Origin of the sequence: Sphingomonas naphthae, assembly GCF_028607085.1 — a bacterium.
In the GTDB taxonomy this organism is placed as follows: domain Bacteria; phylum Pseudomonadota; class Alphaproteobacteria; order Sphingomonadales; family Sphingomonadaceae; genus Sphingomonas_Q; species Sphingomonas_Q naphthae.
On sequence record NZ_CP117411.1, the window covers coordinates 2,343,353 to 2,363,495 of the forward strand.

Annotated in this window: 13 protein-coding genes and 2 pseudogenes; 9 read left to right on the top strand and 6 right to left on the bottom strand. The window is 66.8% G+C overall.

The genetic code is table 11. The annotated features are described in order from the left end of the window. Positions 1-178: 178 nt before the first annotated feature. The 5 genes and pseudogenes from PQ455_RS11230 to PQ455_RS21060 all read left to right on the top strand — a co-directional run. Positions 179-694, top strand: coding sequence for an RNA polymerase sigma factor (locus PQ455_RS11230; protein WP_273686169.1), 516 nt, complete (start codon positions 179-181; stop codon positions 692-694). Then, positions 691-1,641, top strand: a complete 951-nt coding sequence (locus PQ455_RS11235; RefSeq protein WP_273686170.1) for a FecR family protein — start codon at positions 691-693, stop codon at positions 1,639-1,641. Before PQ455_RS11230 ends, PQ455_RS11235 begins: the two co-directional genes overlap by 4 nt. A gap of 76 nt (positions 1,642-1,717) precedes the next feature. Next, a complete protein-coding gene (locus PQ455_RS11240) occupies positions 1,718-3,991 on the top strand; it encodes a TonB-dependent receptor (RefSeq protein ID WP_273686171.1) in 2,274 nt (757 codons plus the stop codon). After that, entirely contained in the window at positions 3,978-5,090 is a 1,113-nt protein-coding gene (locus PQ455_RS11245; RefSeq protein ID WP_273686172.1) for a glycosyltransferase, read from the top strand. The genes PQ455_RS11240 and PQ455_RS11245 overlap by 14 nt, the downstream gene beginning before the upstream one ends. A gap of 228 nt (positions 5,091-5,318) precedes the next feature. Further along, a pseudogene (locus PQ455_RS21060) lies at positions 5,319-5,763 on the top strand (IS6 family transposase); the annotation flags it as partial. A gap of 25 nt (positions 5,764-5,788) precedes the next feature. On the opposite strand, the pseudogene PQ455_RS11255 reads toward PQ455_RS21060, so the two are convergent. Continuing rightward, positions 5,789-6,890 (bottom strand): annotated as a pseudogene (locus PQ455_RS11255) (IS3 family transposase). Positions 6,891-7,072: 182 nt separating this feature from the next. Between PQ455_RS11255 and PQ455_RS11260 the strand changes: the two are divergent. Next, entirely contained in the window at positions 7,073-9,919 is a 2,847-nt protein-coding gene (locus PQ455_RS11260) for a hybrid sensor histidine kinase/response regulator (protein WP_273686174.1), read from the top strand. Positions 9,920-10,220: 301 nt separating this feature from the next. Here PQ455_RS11260 and PQ455_RS11265 read toward each other — a convergent pair whose 3' ends face one another. The 4 genes from PQ455_RS11265 to PQ455_RS11280 form a co-directional block, all read right to left on the bottom strand. Beyond that, positions 10,221-11,009 carry an SDR family NAD(P)-dependent oxidoreductase gene (locus PQ455_RS11265; protein WP_273686175.1) on the bottom strand — a complete coding sequence of 263 codons (789 nt, stop codon included), beginning with the start codon at positions 11,007-11,009 and terminating at the stop codon, positions 10,221-10,223. Beyond that, positions 11,006-14,101, bottom strand: a complete 3,096-nt coding sequence (locus PQ455_RS11270) for an efflux RND transporter permease subunit (RefSeq protein WP_273686176.1) — start codon at positions 14,099-14,101, stop codon at positions 11,006-11,008. The genes PQ455_RS11265 and PQ455_RS11270 overlap by 4 nt, the downstream gene beginning before the upstream one ends. Then, positions 14,098-15,189, bottom strand: coding sequence for an efflux RND transporter periplasmic adaptor subunit (locus PQ455_RS11275; RefSeq protein ID WP_273686177.1), 1,092 nt, complete (start codon positions 15,187-15,189; stop codon positions 14,098-14,100). The genes PQ455_RS11270 and PQ455_RS11275 overlap by 4 nt, the downstream gene beginning before the upstream one ends. Before the next feature lie 75 nt (positions 15,190-15,264). Continuing rightward, on the bottom strand, positions 15,265-15,885 hold the full coding sequence (locus PQ455_RS11280; RefSeq protein ID WP_273686178.1) for a TetR/AcrR family transcriptional regulator: 621 nt from the start codon (positions 15,883-15,885) through the stop codon (positions 15,265-15,267). Between the two features lie 95 nt (positions 15,886-15,980). On the opposite strand from PQ455_RS11280, the gene PQ455_RS11285 reads away from it, so the two are divergent. From PQ455_RS11285 to PQ455_RS11295, 3 genes are all read left to right on the top strand, one after another. Further along, positions 15,981-17,417, top strand: a complete 1,437-nt coding sequence (locus tag PQ455_RS11285; RefSeq protein ID WP_273686179.1) for an efflux transporter outer membrane subunit — start codon at positions 15,981-15,983, stop codon at positions 17,415-17,417. Between the two features lie 250 nt (positions 17,418-17,667). Continuing rightward, the gene (locus tag PQ455_RS11290) at positions 17,668-18,456 is read left to right on the top strand and encodes an alpha/beta fold hydrolase (RefSeq protein WP_273686180.1); all 789 of its coding nucleotides are present in this window, start codon (positions 17,668-17,670) and stop codon (positions 18,454-18,456) included. Between the two features lie 16 nt (positions 18,457-18,472). Next, a complete protein-coding gene (locus PQ455_RS11295) occupies positions 18,473-19,591 on the top strand; it encodes a PAS domain-containing sensor histidine kinase (RefSeq protein WP_273686181.1) in 1,119 nt (372 codons plus the stop codon). Here the strand turns inward: PQ455_RS11295 and PQ455_RS11300 are convergent. Further along, positions 19,588-19,938, bottom strand: coding sequence for a response regulator (locus PQ455_RS11300; RefSeq protein WP_273686183.1), 351 nt, complete (start codon positions 19,936-19,938; stop codon positions 19,588-19,590). The two genes, PQ455_RS11295 and PQ455_RS11300, sit on opposite strands and share 4 nt — an antisense overlap. Positions 19,939-20,143: the final 205 nt, after the last annotated feature.

Here is a 20,143-nt window from a genome sequence, read left to right on the forward strand (position 1 = left end):
CACTCCCGATCCAACCGGGGGCCAGACGACGCCGAGGGAGCACACCCGCAAAAAAATCCACCGGCGGCCGTGCGGGTCGGCCGCGTCGCTGCCGTCCGACCTTCATGCAGGCCGATAGACATCCAAGATGACAGCTTCGCGCGTTGATGGCGCCGCGGCCGGCGGCTATCGGCGGAGCATGGCCGATGCGGAAAACGGGGATGGCGCGAGCGGCCTGGAGGCCGTGCTTCTCGCCCATCGCCCGATGATCCTGCGCTTCCTGCGCGCGCGCGGCGCTGGCGGCGATGCCGAGGATGTGTTGCAGGATATCTGGCTGAAGCTCGGCACCGCCCGCCCCGCCGGCCCGATCGCCGACCCCCTCGGCTATCTGCTGCGGATGGCCGACAATCTGATGCACGATCGCCACCGCGCCTCGGCGCGCCGATCGAAGCGGGAGGCGTCGTGGATCGATGCCGTGGGCGGTGGCGATGCCGCGCCGGCCGACCATGCCCTGGCCGCGCGCGAAACGCTGTCGCGCGCCGACCGGGCGCTGAGCGATCTGGGCGAACGCACCCGCTCGATCTTCCATCGGTTCCGGATCGACGGGGTCGAGCAGCGCCAGATCGCGGCGGACGACGGCATCAGCCTCAGCGCTGTCGAAAAGCATCTTCAGAAAGCCTATCGTGCCCTCATGCGCATTCGGGAGGAGGCATGACCCTGCCGGTTCCCGACGACGCCACGCTCGACGCCGCCGCTCTGTGGGTCGCGCGCAGCCGCGATCCGGCCTTCGCCGACTGGGCGGGCCTGATGGCATGGCTGGAGGCGCACCCGACGCACAATGCCGCCTATGAAGCGGCGCTGGACACGCATGACGCAGCGGGCGCGGTCACTGGCGCGGTTCCCACCCCACGCCCGTTGCCGGCGCCCCGCCGGTCCGCATGGCGGCGTTACGCCATCGGCAGCCTCGCGGCGGCGATCGCCGTCGCGGTGGCGGTGCCCTCCCTGATGCCGGCCGACACGACCTATCGCATCGCGACGGCGCCCGGCCAGCAGGTGCAACGCACCCTGCCCGACGGCACGCGCATCGCCCTCAACGGCGGCACGACGCTCACCCTCGATCGATCGCAACCGCGCTGGGCGCGGCTGGATCGCGGCGAGGCGGTGTTCGCGGTGGTCCACGATCCGCTTGCCCCGTTCGAGGTGGCGACGGGCCAGGTGGTGATCCGCGACGTCGGCACCACCTTCAACATCCAGCGCGACGCGCGCGGGCTGCGCGTGGCGGTAGCCGAGGGCGAGGTGCTGTACGATCCGGCCGGCGTGGCGGTCGCGCTCAACGCGGGCCGCTCGCTGCGCGCATCGGACAGCAGCCGCCTCGTCGAGGTGAGCGATGTCGATGCCGGGGCGGTCGGCGCGTGGCGATCGGGCCGGCTGCTCTATCGATCGGCCGATTATGCCACCGTCGCCGCCGACATCGCGCGATCGACCGGCCGGCCCGTCTTCGCCGATCCCTCCACGTCGGGCCGGCGCTTCACCGGCGGCATCACCCTGCGCGGCACCCCCCCCGCCGTCCTGAAGCGCCAGCTGGAGGCGCTGCTGGGCGTAAAGGTGGTGCCCTCCGGCGGGGGCTGGCGGCTGATGGCGAACGACGGGGCGGCCCATTAGGATCGACCGCTTCGGCCGGATCGCGATCGGCCTCGCCCTCGCCAGCCCCGCATGGGCGGCGGCGGCGCCGTCCCGCGTGGACGTGAGCGCGGGTACGCTTGGGCGGATGCTGCCGATCCTGGCGGCGCAGACGGGCATTTCGGTCGGCTTCACCGATCCGACATTGCTGATGCTGCCCACCCGCCGGCTGCGTGGCCGCTATCAGGCGGGCGAGGCGCTGGCGCGGCTGGTGCGGGGCCTGCCGGTGCGCGTGGTGCGGATCGATGCCGTCACGTGGCGCATCGAGCCGGCGCCGCGCGGCAAATCCCCGCCGCCGCATCGCCCCGCCCCGCCCCCGCCAGCGCCCGCCGAGCCGGCCCTTGCGCTGGATATCGTCATCACCGCCAGCAAGCGCCCGGCGATCGAGCGGACCTATCCCGGCAGCGCCTTCGTCATCGGCGGCGCGGACCTGTCGGCGGTGCACGCGGGACAGGGCACCGCCGCCGTCCTCGCCCGCCTGCCGAGCCTGTCCTCGACCCACCTCGGCCCCGGCCGCAACAAATTGTTCATTCGCGGCGTGGCCGATTCCAGCTTCAACGGGCCGACGCAGGCGACCGTGGGCCAGTATCTCGGCGAGATCCGCCTCAACTACAACGCGCCCGACCCGGATATCGAACTCTACGACGTGCGCGCGATCGAGGTGCTGGAGGGGCCGCAGGGCACGCTTTACGGCGCGGGGTCGCTCGGCGGGATCATGCGCATCGTGCCCGAGCCGGTGCGCATGAGCGACTGGTCGGGCAAGGCGTCGGCCGGGCTGTCGCTGGCGTCGCGCGGACAGGGCGGCGGCGATCTGGCGGGCATGGTCAACGCACCGATCCTGCCCGGCACGATCGGCCTGCGCGGGATGGCGTTCCACACGGTGGCGGGCGGTTATATCGACGATGTCGGGCGCGGGCTGCGCAACGTGAACCGCACCCAATCGGATGGCGGCCGCGCCGCGCTGCGCATCGAGCCGGGGAACGACTGGTCGGTCGAACTGAACGGCGCGATCCAGAATATCGCCACCGCCGACGGGCAATATGCCCAGCGCCCGCTGCCCAAGCTCGAACGATCGAACGTGATCGCGCAGCCGTTCGACAATGATTTCCTGCTCGCCGGCGTCACGATCGAGAAGAGCTGGGGCGACCTGAAACTGCTCTCCGCCAACGGGGCGGTGCGGCACAAGGTGGAATCGATCTACGATTTCTCGCCCGACGCCGCCCACCCGACCGCCTTCGTGCAGGACAACCGGATCGCGCTCTTCACCAGCGAGAACCGCCTGAGCCGCCATCGGCCGGACGGCACCGGCTGGCTCGTCGGCGTCAACGTCGTCCACGATCAGGAAAAGCTGACCCGCGCGCTCGGCGCCTTGCCCGATCCGCCGCGCATTCAGGGCGTGTCCAACGCAGCGACCCAAGGCGCGCTGTTCGCCGAGGGCACACTCGCGCTGCGCCGCAACCTGCTCGCGACGGTCGGTGGGCGGGTCGAGGTGTCGCGGCTCGTCGGCGAGGCGCTCGACCAGCAGCCGATCGGCGAGATCGACGCCAAGCGGACGGAGGTGACCGTCCTGCCCTCGCTCGCGCTGCAATGGACGCTCTCCGGCCGCGCCACCGCCTACGCCCGCTATCAGGAGGGCTTCCGCGCCGGCGGCCTCTCCCAGACGATCGCCGCCAACGCCAGCATCGCCCGCTTCACCGGCGACAGCCTGGCGCTCTACGAAATCGGTGCCCGGCTGGGGCGGCCCGGCGCCGGGCGCTTCGATGCGAGCGCCAGCCTGTCCTATGTGCGGTGGGAAACGATCCAGGCCGATCTGGTCGACATGGGCGGCCTGCCCTACACCGCCAACATCGGCAACGGCCGCATCTTTTCGGCCGAGGCGCGCGGGGCGTGGCGGCCGGTGCGGCGGCTGTCGATCGACGGCGCGATCGCGTTCAACGACAGCCGCCTCACCACCCCGGCCGCCGGTTTCGAGGCGGAAGAAGCGTCCGATCTGCCGAACATCGCCCGGCTGAGCGGGCGTATGGGCCTGGCCTATTCGCTGCCGCTGGCCTCGCGCTGGGCGCTGAGCGGTGCCGCCAACCTGCGCTATATCGGGCGCTCCCGCCTGGGTGTCGGCCCCGAACTGGATCTGCGTCAGGGTGGCTATTTCGAGACCAATGCCGGCGTGCGGCTGGTGCGCGGCCGGCTTGGCCTGTCGATCGACATGGACAATATGCTGAACTCCACGGCGAGCCGCTTCGCACTCGGCAACCCCTTCGATGTCGCCAAGGGGCTGCAAGTGGTGCCGCAGCGACCGCGCACCCTCAGGATCGGCGTGGATGTCGATTTCTGAGCCACGGGCGCGATCGATCGCGCTCGTCCTGCATGATTTTCCGGCGGGCGGCACCGAACGGATCGCCATCCGCCTCGCCAATCACTGGGCCGCCGCCGGGCGCGCGGTGACGATCCTGTGCGGCCATGCCGCCGGCCCGGCGCTGGCGCTGGTCGATCCCGCCGTCGCGATCGTGCCGGTCGATCCCCCGATCCCGCGTAGCCCCACCTCGCGCTGGCGGCTGGGGCGCGCACTGGCGACGATGATGCCGCCCGGCCGCTTCGATATCCTCGTCGCCCCCGGCAATTTCCATCTGCCCGTGATGCTCGCGTTGCGCCGGGCGGCGCGCCACCCGCTCCCGCCGCTGCTCCTGAAGATCAGCAACCCCGTCGCGCCCGCGAGCGGCTTCGCACCGCTCGATCGGCTGGCCGCGATGGCCGCCCGGCTCGCCTTTCGCCGGATCGACCACCTCGTCGCCATGTCGCCGACCTTGGCCGAGGAGGCCGGCCGCGCTCTGGGCCGACGGGATATCACGGCACTGGCCGAACCGATCCTGCCGGATGCTGTGCCCCCGCCGGCGCCACGGCCCGCACGGCGAACCCTGCTCGTCGCCGGCCGCCTCGTCCCCCAGAAGAACGTCGCGCTCGCGATCGACGCCTTCGCCGCCCTCCGCCGCAAGGATATCGACCTCGTCATCGTCGGCGACGGCGCGCAACGGGCCATGCTCGAAGCGCGGGCCGCCGCATCCCCCGCCGCCGGCCGCATCCGCTTCGCCGGCCATGTGCCGGACATCGCGCCCTTCCTCGCGCAGGCCACCGCCCTCCTCTCGCCATCGCGCTACGAAGGCTATCCCGCCGCGCTGATCGAAGCGCTGGCCGCCGGCGTGCCGGTCGTCACGACCCGGTCAAGCCCCGCGATCGACGACATGCTCCGTCACCCCAGCTTCGGCCGGATCGCGACGGCGAACGCCGCCGCCTTGGCCGAAGCGATCGAAGCCACCCTGGCCGCCGGCCCCGTCGATCCGGTCGCCGCTGCCGCCCTGCTGTCGCACCATCGCGCGCGGGTCGCCGCCGGCCATTGGCTGGCCCATCTCGACGGCATCGTCGCCGCCGCGCGCTAGACGGAGGGTGGCCGCGCGCCGAGATTGGCGTTTCTATACAATTCCCAAGTGTTCGACCTCCGCTCCGGACCTAAGAATGCTTCGCGTTATCCGGCTCGGGCAACATGCGAATGGTTCGCGTTAGCCAACCCATAGGGGATAAGAGATGTCCGGCCTTTCCGCGCGCAGCGGCGGACTCTGTCAGAGCATGTGTACCGGACGTTAGGGACTGCCCGGTAGCACGGCGAGATGCCTCGCCATCGCAAGCCGCCCAGCCCATTTCGCTACTTCAATTCATCACCCGAGGTGATCCGTCTCGTGGTGATGATGTACGTCCGCTTCCCGCTTAGCTTGAGGAACGTCGAAGACCTGCTGTTCGAGCGCGGGATCGACATTTGCATGAAACGGTGCGGCACTGGTGGAATCGCTTCGGTCCGATGTTCGCAGGCGACATCCGCCGCCAGCGAGTAAGTCGTATGCGCGGCTTCCGACATTGGCGATGGCATCTGGATGAGATGTACGTGAAGCTCAACGGTGAGATGGTCTACCTCTGGCGAGCCGTGGATCACGAGGGCGAGGTACTCGAGAGCGACATTACCAAGACCCGCGACAAGGATGCGGCTCTCATCTTCATGAAGAGGCACTGAAGCGCCACGGTTCACCGGAGGCCGTCACGACTGACGGTTTGCGCTCTGACGTGCTCCCCAAAGCTCCTCCACTCATAAGTAGAGTCCGGGGTTGCCAGGGTGCCCTGACGGGTGGGTTTGCGCAACGCGCCTTGCAGCATCGGCGGGGGTTAGCCCGCCTATACCGCTATGCGGCCACACATTGTTGTAGTCGTCGCGCCACGACCGTAGCACCGACCGCGCATGGCTCAGGGACGCGAACAGCGTCTCGTTCAAGCATTCGTCGCGCAAGCGACCATTAAAGCTCTCGACGTAGCCGTTCTGCTGCGGCTTGCCCGGCGCGATGTAATGCCACTCGATCTGCCGGTCCTGTGCCCAGCGCAGGATCGCCAGGCTGGTCAGCTCGGTGCCGTTATCGCTCACGATCATCAGCGGCCTGCCGCGAACTGCGATAATCGCATCCAGCTCGCGCGCCACACGAGCGCCCGACAGCGACGTATCGACGACTAGCGCGAGGTTCTCGCGTGTGAAGTCGTCGACGACGGCAAGGATGCGGATACGTCTGCTGCACACCAGCGTGTCGCTGACGAAGTCCAGGCTCCAGCGCTGGTTCGGCCCTTGCGGCAGCGTCATCGGTGCCCGCGTTCCCATCGCTCGCTTCCGGCCCCGGCGACGCCGCACGCGCAGGTTCTCCTCGCGATACAGCCGCAGCAGCTTCTTGTGGTTCATGACGATTCCCTCGCGAGCCAGCATGATCCCTAGCCGTCGGTAGCCGAACCGACGACGCTCAAGCGCGATCTCGCGAAGACGCGACCGCAGGTCGCCATCATCACCACGCCGATGCGCATAGCGCATCGACGATCGATCCACTCGCTGATGCCGAAGGTCTGCCGAACATCTTCGACAGCCCTCCGGCGAGCGGCAGGCCTCACCAGTTTTTTGAGGCAACCTCTTTCAGCACCGCATTGTCGAGCATGGCATCCGCCAGCAGCCGTTTCAGCCGCGCGTTCTCATCCTCCAGCACCTTCAGCTTGCGCGCCTGCGACACGTCCATGCCGCCATAGGTCGCCTTCCACTTGTAGAAGGTCGCGCTGCTCACCCCGTGCTTGCGGCATACGTCCGCCGTCGATGACCCAGCTTCCTGCTCACGCAAGACCGCTATTATCTGCTCCTCGCTAAACCTGCTGCGCTTCATCTTCGTCCTCCTCAATGAAGGACTCTAGCTCAGACTGGCGGAGTTTCAGGGGAACACGTCACCCCGGATGCCATCGTCGTTCGATGAATGTTGAGCAATATCCGCCTGACGGGCGGCGTTTCCCGGGCTATCCCATAGGCATGGCTTCGATCTTCCCTCCTCTTCCCTCCACGGCAGACGAGATGGCGACGGCGATCGGGAGTTTCGCGTGGGAGCGGTCGCCGCTCGGTGCGCGGACCGATTGGCCCGTTTCGCTTCGCGCCGCTGTGGATATGATCCTCGGCTCCCGCTTCGCCATGTTCATGACTTGGGGGCCGGACCAGACGTTCCTGTACAACGACGCCTACGCTCCATTCCTCGGCAGCCGGCACCCCTGGGCGCTGGGCAAGCCGATGCAGGACGTTTGGTCTGAGGTATGGCCGCAGATAGGCCCACTGGTCGATCGCGCCATGGCCGGCGAGACGGTCGCGATCGAAGATATGCACCTGATCATGACCCGCAAGGGCCATGATGAGGACACATGGTGGAGCTTCTCCTACAGCCCATTGCGGGACGATAAAGGTGAGATCGCGGGGATCCTCGACGTTGCCGTCGACACTACGCAGAAGTTCGCCGACGCCCGCACGAGAGCGAGCGATGCGGAAACGATCCGCGCGGGCGAAGACAAGCTCCGGGCGCTGATCGCAGCCACATCGGACGTGATCTACCAGATGAGCGCGGACTGGCAGGAGATGCGCCAGCTCGACGGCCGCGGATTCCTCGCTGACACGAGTTCGCCCTCCGTCAGATGGATCGACGAATATATTCCACAGGAGGAGCGGCCCTTGGTGATGCGGGCCATCGAGGAGGCAATTCGCAAAAAAGCCCCCTTCAACCTGGAGCATCGCGTCAGGCAGGCCGACGGAGCGATCGGTTGGACGGTCTCTCGCGCCGTGCCGATCCTCGACGAACGGGGCGAGATCGTCGAGTGGTTCGGCACCGCGACGGACGTGACCGAAGCAAGGTCCGACCGTGAGCGGCTGGAGACGAGCCAGGAGAAACTGGAGCTGGCCACGCGGGCGGCGCGCATGGGCCAGTTCGACTATTGGCCGCGCACCGGCGCACTTGAATGGGACGTCCGGTGCAAGGAACTGTTCGGACTGAGCCCCGACGCCCCAATCACCTACGAGGCCGCCTTCCTAGCGGGGCTGCACCCCGACGACCGCGAGGCAGCAGATTCCGCAGTCGTCGCGGCCCTCGATCCCGCCGGCAGCCGGCTGTTCGACACGGAGTATCGAACGGTCGGCATCGAGGATGGCGTCGAGCGCCACATCCATGCGCAGGGGATCGCCCTGTTCGACGGCGATGAGCCCGTCAGGCTGATCGGCACCGTCCAGGACGTGACCGCCGATCGTATCGCCCGCCGCACCCTGCGCGAGACCGAGGAGCGTCTCAGGCTCGCGGGTCGCGCCACCAACGACGCCGTCTGGGACTGGGATTTCCGAGAGAATTACGTCACTTGGAACGTAGCGTTGCAGGATGTCTACGGACACCCGGTCGCAGAGGTCGAACCAACCGGAGAATGGTGGATCGCCCACATCCATCCGGATGATCGCGCACGCATCGACGCGAGCATCCATTCCGTCATCGACGGCGGCGGCAGCGACTGGAGCGACGAATATCGATTTGCCCGTGCGGATGGCACCTACGCTGACGTGCTGGACCGCGGCTATGTGCTTCGTGACCAGGCCGGCGCGCCGATTCGGATGGTCGGCGCGATGCTCGATGTCAGCGTCCGCAAGGATGTGGAGCGCAGACTCGAGCAGGACCGCGACCGGCTCGTCGAGGAGGTGGAGGTAACCGCCGCCGAGCGCGACCGCGCGGAGGACGCGTTGCGGCAGTCGCAAAAGATGGAGGCGGTCGGACAGCTGACCGGAGGGCTGGCCCACGACTTCAACAATCTGCTGACGGGCATCTCGGGCGCGCTGGAGATGATGCAGGTTCGGATCGCCCAAGGTCGCGTGAACGAACTCGAGCGCTATTCGGTGTCGGCTCAGGGAGCGGTACGTCGCGCGGCAGCCCTAACGCACCGGCTGCTCGCTTTCTCGCGTCGGCAGACGCTCGACCCCAAGCCCACCAACGTCAATCGCCTGATATTCGACGTGGAGGAGTTGATCCGGCGGACGGTCGGTCCACAGGTGGAAGTGGAGACGGTCGGAAAGGCCGGGGTCTGGACCACGCTCGTGGATCCCAACCAGCTCGAGAATGCCATCATCAATCTGTGCATCAACGCTCGCGACGCGATGCCGGGCGGAGGACGCATCACGATCGAAACGGCGAACAAGTGGCTCGACGAGCGCGCCGCGCGCGAGCGCGACCTGGAGGCTGGCCAGTACATCTCGATCTGCGTGACCGATACGGGAACGGGCATGACGCCCGATGTCCTCGCCAAGGCTTTCGACCCGTTCTTTACGACCAAACCCCTGGGTGAAGGCACGGGCCTCGGTCTCTCGATGATCTACGGCTTTGCGAAGCAGTCTGGTGGTCATGTCCGCGTCTACAGCGAGGTCGGCATGGGCACGACCATGTGCATCTACCTGCCGCGCCATGTGACAGACGACGACCCTGATACGATGGATCAGCTGGCGGAGACGCGAGACGAAGTTGAACCGACGTCAAAGGGCACCGGAAAGGTTCTGGTCGTGGATGACGAACCCACGGTGCGAATGCTCGTGGTCGAGATCGCGGAGGAACTCGGTTACGATGTGATCGAGGCGTTCGACGGATCGAGTGCGCTTCGGGCGCTCCAGTCGGCCCCTCGTATAGACCTGTTGATCACGGACGTCGGTCTGCCCGGAGGCTTGAACGGGCGCCAGGTCGCCGACGCCGCGTTAAGCCTGAAACCTGATCTCAGGATATTGTTCATCACCGGCTACGCGGAGAATGCGGTTTTTGGCAACGGCCAGCTCGCGCCCAACATGGCGCTCGTCACCAAGCCATTCGCCATGGACGCGCTGGCGCAGCGCATACGCGACATCATGCAGGGTTGACCTCCGTTTCCGGATCAAATTCCGATGGGATGGTTGAGCGGTCGAAACGCCGCCGCCGGGAAAGCGATCGCTTTCGGGGGGCCGCACCGGCGTGCTGAATTTCCGACTATAATGGTCCGACTATCAAGCGCGTCGCTGATCACACGCCTTGATAAACCCGATCGGCAGTTCCCGTTCGCGACCGAGGCCGGCGTCAACGAGATCAGGAGAACGATCGGGTGGGGGCTGGCCGCCGACTTCAACTCCTGTCGTGATCGCCGGTCCAGCTCGGACAAGCGCCGGAGGCCAACGACAGCAGGATCTAAATCGCCCTGTATCGAGGCGCGACCTCCCGCCGCGAGAGGCCATTCGCCATGACGAGACGCGCCGCCTGCATAGTCTGCCACTGCTCCTCATCCGCCAAGGGCGGAATGGTCACGACCTCGCCGCGATCGAAGCCCACCAGCGCAGCATCCACCAGATCGCCGGCGTCCATCACGAAGTCCGGCGGAAAGGCATCGACATCCTTGCCGGATCGCGCCCAGATTTCGGTGCGCGTCGCGCCCGGCAGGACGGCCTGCACCCGCACACCGCGATCGGCGACCTCCTTGGCCAGCCCCTGGCTGAGATTGAGGATGAAGGCCTTGGTGGCGCTATAGGTCGCGTCGAACATCTCAGGCGCCAGCGCGAGCACCGAGGAGAGGTTGATGATCCCGCCGCGCGATCGCCCGAGGAACGCCTTGGCGGCTGCGCCAGCCAGCAAGGTCGGCGCGGTGACGTTGATCGCTATCAGCCGCGCGACCATCTCCGTCGGCGTGTCGACGAGCGTGCCGGACAGCGAGATGCCGGCATTGTTCACCAGCAGCGTAAGGGTCTCGTCACCGGCGACACGCGCTTCGACCGTCGCGAGTTGGGTGGCATCGGCGAGGTCGGCGGGGAGGACGTCCACGTTCACGCCGTTCTCGTTCCGCAGCCGCTCCGCCAGCGCATCGAGCCGCGCCTTGTCGCGCGCCACGAGGATGAGATCATGGCCGCGCTTCGCCAGCCGATCGGCATAGACGGCGCCGATGCCGGTGGAAGCGCCGGTGATCAGCGCAGTACCCTGGGTCATAGTGTTGCTCCTTCGGAATAAGGGCGCGGCGCGGATCCGGCGGCTTTCGGCCTGATCCGATACCAGAGGGCGTAGAGTGCCGGCAGGAACACGAGCGTCAGCGCCGTGCCGCCGATGGTGCCGCCGATGAGCGTGAACGCGAGCGAACCCCAGAAGACCGAGAAGGTCAGCGGGATGAACGCCAGCACCGCCGCCAGCGCGGTAAGGATCACCGGCCGCGCGCGCTGCACCGTCGCTTCGACCACAGCGTGATAGGGGTCGAGCCCGTCCGCCTCGTTCTGGTGGATCTGGCCGATCAGGATCAGCGTGTTGCGCATGATGATCCCGGCCAGCGCGATCATCGCCAGGATCGCGTTGAAGCCGAACGGCTGGTTGAAGATCAGCAGGGTCGGCACCACGCCAACCAACGCCAGCGGGGCTGTGAGCAGCACCATCGCCATTCCGGACAGCGAACGGACCTGGAAGATGATGACGACCATCATCAGGACGATCATCAGCGGAAACACCTTGGCCAGCGCGACATTCGCCTTGCCCGCTTCTTCCAGTGCGGCGGCCGTCTCGATCTTGTAGCCGGCGGGAAGCGCGGCGACGATCGGCTGGATCTCCGCGATGATCCTCGTCGATACGTCCGGCGGCTGGACCGCCTCGCCGATGTCGCCACGCACCGTAATCGTCGTGTAGCGATCGCGTCGCCGGAGGATCGGATCCTCCATCCGCACCTCAGCCTTGCCGATCTGATCGAGCGGCACCCGCTGCCCCGCGCTGCCCGTAAGCGTGAAGGCGCTGAGCTTCGCCGGGTCCAGCCGATCTGGTCCCGCGCTGCGCGCGACCACATCCACCGCCCGGATATCCTCGCGCACCTGCGTTACCGACACACCCGTCAGCAGGAACTGGAGCTGCTGGGACGCATCGCGCGAGCTGAGGCCGATCGCGCGCAGGCGATCCTGGTCCAGCACGAAATGCACGGTCGGCACCCGCTCGCCCCAATCGGTGTTCACCTGCCGCATGTCGGCATTCTTCAGCATCACCTGCCGCACCTGATCGGCGATGGCGCGCACCTTGCCCTCGTCCGGCCCCATCACGCGGAAGGCGACCGGGAAAGGCGAATAGGGACCGAACACGATCTGCGTCGCGCGGATGCGGGCACCCGGAACGAGCCCTGCCGCCGCGACCTCGCGCACGCGATGCTTCAACGCCTCGCGCGACTTTTCGTCGGGCGTCAGGATGACGATCTTGGCAAAAGAGGGATCGGGAAGCTCGGGCGCCATCGCCAGGAAGAAGCGCGGCGCGCCCTGCCCCACATAGCTTGTGACGATCTTCGCCTCCGGCTGCTTGCGGAGCCAATCCTCCATCCGGACGGTCGCGGCGGCCGTCGTCTCGATGCTGGTGCCCTCCGGCATCTGCACCTCGACCAGCACTTCGGGCCGATCCGAGATCGGGAAGAATTGCTGTTTCACGAAGCCCATGAAGAAGATCGCCGCGAAGAAGAGCGCGACCACGCTGACCGCCACCTTGCGCTTGTTGTCCACCGTCCAGCCAATCGCGGCGCGCAGCCGTTCGTAGCGGGGCGTGCCGTAGATGGCGGTATGTCCGCCTTCGACCTTCGCGATATCGGGCAAAAGCTTCACCCCGAGATAGGGCGTGAACACCACCGCCACCACCCACGAGGCCAGCAGCGCGAAGCCCACCACCCAGAAGATGTTGCCCGCATATTCGCCGGCGCTCGATTTAGCGAAGCCGACCGGCATCAGGCCGATGACGGTGACGAGCGTACCCGCCAGCATCGGCGCGGCCGTATGGCCCCACGCATAGGTCGCAGCGGAGATGCGGTCATAGCCCTCCTCCATCTTCACCACGATCGTCTCGATGATGATGATCGCGTCATCCACCAGCAGGCCCAGCGAAAGGATCAGCGCGCCGAGCGTGATCCGATCGAAATCGCGGCCCGTCGCCAGCATGATGACGAACACGCTCGCCAGCGTCAGCGGCACGGCCATCGCAACGACGATGCCGGTGCGCCACCCCAGGCTGAGCAGACTCACCGCAATCACCACGGCCAGCGCCACGAAGAATTTCAGCATGAATTCGTCATAGGCCTCGGCGATGTTCACCGCCTGATCGGTAATCTTCGTGAAGGAGAGACCGAGCGGCATTTCGGCGGAGATGGCCGATGCCTCCTTCTCCAGATCCTTGCCAAGCTGGAGGCCATTATACCGCTCCTTCATCACCACGCCGAGGATCAGCGCGGGCTCACCGTCGTTGCGGATCAGGAAGGTGGCGGGGTCCTCATACCCTCGTTTCACGTCGGCGATGTCGGACAGCTTCAGCGTACGGCCGTTGGCGACGATGGGCGTATCCTTGATCTTCTCCAGATCGTCGAGCGCGCCATCGAGGCGTACCTGCACCTGCGGGCCGTCCGTATCGATCGACCCGGCTGGCGTCAGGACGTTGCGATCGTTGAGCGCGGCGAACACGTCGCGCGCCGACACGCCGAGATTGGCGAGGCGGGCATAGGAGAAATCCAGATAGATCCGCTCCGGCCGCTCGCCGATGATATTGACCTTCTTGACGCCCGGCACATGCAGCAGGCGCTGACGCAACTGCTCGGCCTGGCGGACCAGCAGGCGCTGCGGCTCGCCCTTCGCCTTCAGCGCGTAGAGCGCGAAGGTGACGTCGCCATATTCGTCGTTGACGAAGGGCCCCTGCACGCCGCGCGGCAGCTTCGCCGCCTCGTCGCCCAGCTTCTTGCGGGCCTGGTAGAACTCCGCCGGCACTTCGGCGGGCGGGGTCGGATCTTTCAGCGTGACGGTGGTGAAGGCGAGACCGGGCCGCGTGAACGTCTCTGCCCGATCATACCATTTCAGCTCCTGCATCCGCTTTTCCAGCGGTTCGGCCACCTGATCCTGCATCTCCTGCGCGGTGGCGCCCGGCCAGGTGGTGACGAACGTCATCGCCTTGATCGTGAAGCTCGGATCCTCGGCCCGGCCGAGGCTCAGGAAAGCGAACAACCCCGCCGCCGAGACGGCGATGATGAGGAACAGGGTGACGGCGCGCTCGCGCACCGCCAGCGCGGAGAGATTGAAGCCGCTCATCGCGACGCGACCTGATCGGCGACACGCACCGCCTCGCCCGGATGGAGCAGATGTGCGCCCAAGGCCACGAAGCGCTCGCCGGGGCGCAGGCCGCCGGTGACGGTCGCGGCTTCCTCACCGATTCGGGCCACCCGCACGGGGCGCCAGTCGACCTTAGCGGGCTTGCCCGATACCACCCACACGCCCGGCCCCTTGCCGGTATCCAAGAGCGCCGAAAGCGGCACCTCCAGCGCCGTGCCCGCGTTGGCGGACGGCAGGCTTATGGTGACGGTGGCGCCCAGCGGTGCGCCGGCCGCAGCCCCCTCCAGCACGTAGCGCGCTTCATAGGTGCGGGTCAGCGGATCGGCGGCGTTCGAAAGCTGACGCAGCCGCGCCGTGCCCGGGTGTGGCGCGTTGAAGACGGCCGCGGCGGCCGTCGATCCGATCGCGGGGCGGATCGTCTCGGGCAGGCCGATCGTCGCCTCTCGTGGGCCGGAGCGGGCGAGGCGGACCACGGTCTGCCCAGCCGTCACCACCTGCCCCGGCTCGGCCAGGGTCTCGACGACGACGCCGTCCGCATCGGCCAGCAGTACCGCATAGCCCGCCTCGTTGCGTGCCACCCCGGCCTGCGCCACCGCGGCGTCGAGCTGCGCCTTCGCCGCATCGGCGGTGGCCTTCGCCTGATCGTAGGCCGACGCGGAAACGGCACCGGCGGAGACGAGGTCGCGATACCTCTTCTCGTCGGCGGCCGCCTGCAGGAAGCGGGCGCGTGCCGCCTCGACCACCCCGGACTGCGCGACGGTGGCGAGCGCCAGATCGGTGCGGTCGATCCGCATCAACGGCTGGCCGCGCCGCACGCTCTGCCCCGCATCCACCAGCCGCTCGATCACCTTGCCCGACACACGGAAGCCGATGTTGCTTTGCACGCGCGCCGAGACGACGCCGGTATAATCCTGAGTCCGGTTCGCCGCGCCGCCCGCCGTCCCCACGCGGACGAGTGGCGCGCCGACGCGCGGATCGGCGGGCGCCTCGCCGCAGGCGACCAGCGCCAGGGCGAGCGGCGACGCCGCCAGAAGCCGGACAGGAACGGTATCGAAGAAGGTGGCCATGAGTCGCGTCCCTTCGCTGGGTCGCGCTCAAATGACGACGAGTGACTATTATGTCAATTAGTCACACGTCGTTTTTTAGGGTGCCAGGCTCCGCAGGACGAGGCTCACGACCTCGTTCGCGCCGTCCGGCACGGCATCCAGATTGTACTGGAGCATCATCGGGTTCATGAACGGCTGGAAAGCCATCATGATCGCGCGTGCCGCTTCGTCGATCGGCGTCTTTCGCTCGAACTCGCCGGCCTCGCGACCCTCGCGGATGATGGCGGTCAGCATCGCCTCGACGCGGGCCACATAGGCCTCGGACGAAGGCCAGCGCTCCGCGCAGGAATAGGCCGCGATGTCGTAGAGCTTGCGATCGCTGAAGAACAATTCCACGCTGAGAGCGGATATCGTGTTGAACAGCCGCCGGATTTTGTCCGTAGCCGACTTGCCGCCGGCGACCGCCTCATCGACCGTCTCCATGATCGAGCCCAGGCAGCGCGCACAGATCGCCTCGCCGATCGCCTGCTTCGAATCGAAGAATTTGTAGATATAGGCCTTGGAGAAACCGATCGCCTTGGCGAGATCCGCCACGGTCGTCTTGCCATAGCCATAATGGCTGAAATGTTCATCCGCCGCCTCGACAATCTGGCTGCGTATGTCGTGATCGACGGGGCCGCGCTGTCCGGCGGCGGCACTGGCTTTCAGAACGCTCATGCCTTCCCACATAACGATCGCGTATCAGATTGACAACGAGTGACCATAACGTATATCGGTCACTGGTCATCTTCTCGTCCGACTGCGAGGTTCCCATGCGCCTTTCCGGATCCCTGCCGCTGCTCCTCGCGTCGGCCATGCTCGCCGGCTGTGCGGTCGGCCCGGATTATCACCGGCCCGTACTGGCGGCGCCTCCGACTTTTCTGGGCACGGCGGCCATCGAAGCGCGGACGCCCTTGCCGGCCGGCACCATGCCGGAAAAGACCGCATGGTGGGGGATGTTCGGCGATCCCATGATGACGGATCTCGTCGCCAAGGCGCTCGATCAGAATCTGGACATCGCGCAGGCCGTCTCCCGCGTGACGCAGGCGCGCGCCGGCCTGCGCGCCGCCGACGCGGCGCTGCTTCCCTCCGGCACGGTCGCCGGCTCGGCGGCGGCGCTGCGGCTTTCCGGCGAGACGTTGCAGGGCCGTCAGCTCACGGCCTTCGGGGCGAACCGCAACCAGGAGGCGTATGAGGCCAATCTTGGCGCGAGCTGGGAGATAGACCTCTTCGGCGGTCTGCGGCGGGACCGGGAGGCGGCTGCGGCCGACTATCAGGCCTCGCAGGCGGGCGTCGCCGCCGCGCGCCTGTCGGTCGCCGCACAGGTCGCCGATACCTACATCATGATCCGAGGCCTGCAGGCGCGGCTGTCGGTCGCGAACGAGCAGGTCGCGACGCAGCGGCGTCTGGTCGACACGATCGGCCTCCAATATCGAAAGGGCGTCGCGGCCGAACTTCAGCTGCGGCAGGCCGAAGGGGTGCTCGCGCAGGTGCAGGGCGGCGTGCCCGTCCTCACCATCGCGCTCGACAGCGCGCTCAATGCGCTGGACGTCCTGATGGGGGCACAGCCGGGCACCTATCGCGCGCAGCTGTCTCGGCACGCTGTCATTCCCGCCGCACCCGCCATCGCCGACATTGGCAGCCCGGCCGATCTCCTGCGCCGTCGCCCGGACCTTATCGTCGCCGAGCGCCGGCTGGCCGCGTCCAACGCCCGCATCGGATCGGCCATCTCCGAATATTTCCCGAAACTATCGCTGACCGGCCTGATCGGCACGGCCGCGACCGGCCCGGCCGCCTTGTTCACCGGCGGCGCGACGCAGGCCCAGGGCGTGGCCGGCCTGCGCTGGCGACTGTTCGATTTCGGCCGCGTCGATGCGGAGATCAAGGTCGCACGCGGACGGAACGCCGAGGCACTGGCCGCCTATCGCCTGTCCGTGCTGCGTGCATCCGAGGACGTGGAGAACAGCTTCTCTGCGCTGGTAAACCGGGAGGATCAGCAGCGCACCCTGGCCGGCGGCGAAGTCGCGCTGGCCCGTGCCCAACAATCGTCGATGGCGGCTTACAAGGGCGGCGTCGTCAGCCTGATCGAAGTGCTGGACGCAGATACGCGCCTGCTCGCCACGCGCGACGCGCTGGCCCAGGCCCGAACCGAGTCCGCTCGTGCAGCGGTGGCATCATTCCGATCGCTGGGCGGTGCGTGGTCGGGCTGATCGGGCTTGTCGGAGCAACGTGGCGATGTATCGGTCGGGCTGCCGGAACGGCGCCATGAGCCGGAAGTCCGCCAGTTCGTACCGACGCTGGCTCATTCACCGCTCCCTTCATGGAGCTTGAATCATCAACCCAGCCCAGCCGCCACCCCCGTAAGTGCGACGGCACCTTCAAGGCAGCTATCTTTTGCTCGCAAAAGCGCGTTAGATTTTCGCCAGTTACGTTGCCAGTCGGCAGCGCGGGGGATTTGGCGTGTCGGCGGTGCAGCGAAACAACGTGAAGATCGCGGGGCACGGCGATCGAGCTATGATGTTCGCGCATGGTTTCGGCTGCGACCAGAACATGTGGCGGTTCGTGCAGCCCGCGTTCGACGCGGAATTCCGCACCGTGCTGTTCGATCATGTCGGGGCGGGCGGCTCCGATCTGTCGGCCTTCGACGCCGACAGATATGCGAGCCTGCAAGGTTACGCCGACGACATCGTCGATATCGGGCGCGACCTGGGGCTGGAGAATGCGGTGTTCGTCGGTCACTCGGTCAGCGCGATGATCGGTGTACTCGCGTCGCTGGCTGCCCCGCGTCTGTTTTCCGAGCTCGTCCTGGTCTGCCCTTCGCCCCGCTATATCGACGACGACGGGTATCGCGGTGGTTTTGCCTCGACCGATATCGATGACCTCCTCGAATCTCTCGCCGACAATCATCTCGGTTGGTCAGCGACGATGGCACCGGTGATCATGGGCAACCCGGATCGTCCGGACTTGGGCGAGGAACTGGCGAACAGTTTCTGCCGGACTGATCCTGCGATCGCAAAGCACTTCGCGAGGGTCACCTTCACGTCGGATAATCGTGCCGATCTGCCAAGGGTGTCGGCGCGCACCTTGATCCTGCAATGCCGGGACGATTCGATCGCACCGAAGGAGGTCGGCGAATATGTTCACGATCACATAACTGGCAGTAAACTGGTCATGCTCGACGCCACGGGCCATTGTCCCAACCTGAGCGCGCCGCAGGATGTCATCACCGCGATCCGCGCCTTTGTCTGATCACGCGCCTGCTCCGGTGGCGCCGCTGGAGGATTTCGAAGACCTCTTCGATACCGCGCCATGCGGTTATCTGTCGCTGTCGGCAGACGGCGTGATCGGCCACGCGAACCAGCGGATCGCGGACTGGATCGGCTCCACGCGCGCCGACCTGGTCGGGTGCCGGCTGCAGGAGATCATGAGCGTACCGTCGCGCATCTTTTTCGAGACCAACGTGGCGCCGCTGCTTCGCTTGCAGGGCTTCGTCGACGAGGTGGCGATGGATTTGATCGGGCGCGCCCGGACGAAAGTCCCGTGCCTCGTCAATGCGGCGGAGCGGCGTGATGCCGCGGGCGGTCTGCTGTTCACGCGGCTCACCGTGTTCCGCGCGACCGAACGCCGCCGATACGAACGCGCGCTGGTGGATGCCGCCGATGCGACTGAACGGGCCGCCGCGGCCGAGCGCGAGACATCCGAACTGCGGGAGCAGTTCATCGCCGTGCTCGGGCACGATTTACGCAATCCGCTGGCATCGATCAGCAGCGGCGTCCGGCTGCTGACGGAGCGGGAAACGGTGACGCCCCGGGGCCGGCAAATCCTTACCCTGATGCAGGGAAGCGTGATCCGCGCGTCGGACCTGATCGACAATGTGCTCGATTTCGCGCGCGGGCGGCTCGGTGGCGGGATCATCCTGGCCCGCGACGCCCAGTTCGCGCTGACGCCGGTCCTTGAACAAGTCGTCGCCGAGCTGGCCTCGGTCAATCCGGACAGGATGATCGACGCGCGCTTCGCGGTCGACGAGCCGGTAGGCTGCGATCGGGTGCGGCTCGGGCAATTGCTGTCCAATCTACTGGGAAACGCGATCGCTCATGGAGCGAAGGGAGAGCCGATCATCGTCCGCGCGCAGACCCGCGACGGTGTTCTCGAAATCGCCGTGGCCAATGGCGGCAAGCCTATCGCCGAAGCGACGATGAAGCGGCTCTTTCAGCCGTTCTTTCGCGGTGACGGCCGCTCGCACAAGGTCGGACTCGGACTTGGTCTGCACATCGCGTCCGAGATCGCGAAGGCGCATGGCGGTTCGTTGAACGTCAACTCAGACGTCGATGAAACCAGATTCACCTTCACGATGCCGCTGATCGAATCGACGTGTCGATCCTAGGCGGCCCGCATTCGCCGGAAAGCGGCACCGATCGCCGGCCGATCGAGCGGCTTGCGAAATACCTTTCCCGGCGGGGCGCATGGCGAGCAAGCTTCTGGAGTTGCCGTGACGAAGATGACCGGGATCGCACCGAGTTCGCTGCGGATTGCCTCGACCGCGAGTGGCCCGGTCCCTTCCGTCAACGCGACATCCGACAGGATGAAGTCGGGGCGATTGATGCGGGACTCCTCGATCGCGCCTTGCTGGCTATCCGCGAAACTGAAGCTCTGAGCGCCGTTCCGTTGGAGAAGATCTTCTAGGTCGAGTGCGATGAGCGCCTCGTCTTCGATAATCAGAACATGGCACACATTGTCTCTCCCAAGCCGTCGCACTCAACGCCTCAAATTAAGAGTTGGGCGCATCGAGCATGTCGTCCGCCTTGCGTTGGCGAGATGGTCGCATCTTGGCCGACGGACGGGCGATCGTATCGCCTTGACCCCCAGAACGACGTTCACGGTGGCTTGAGTCGACTGCAAACTCGGCGGCTTGTTCAGCTACTGATGAGGCCAGCGA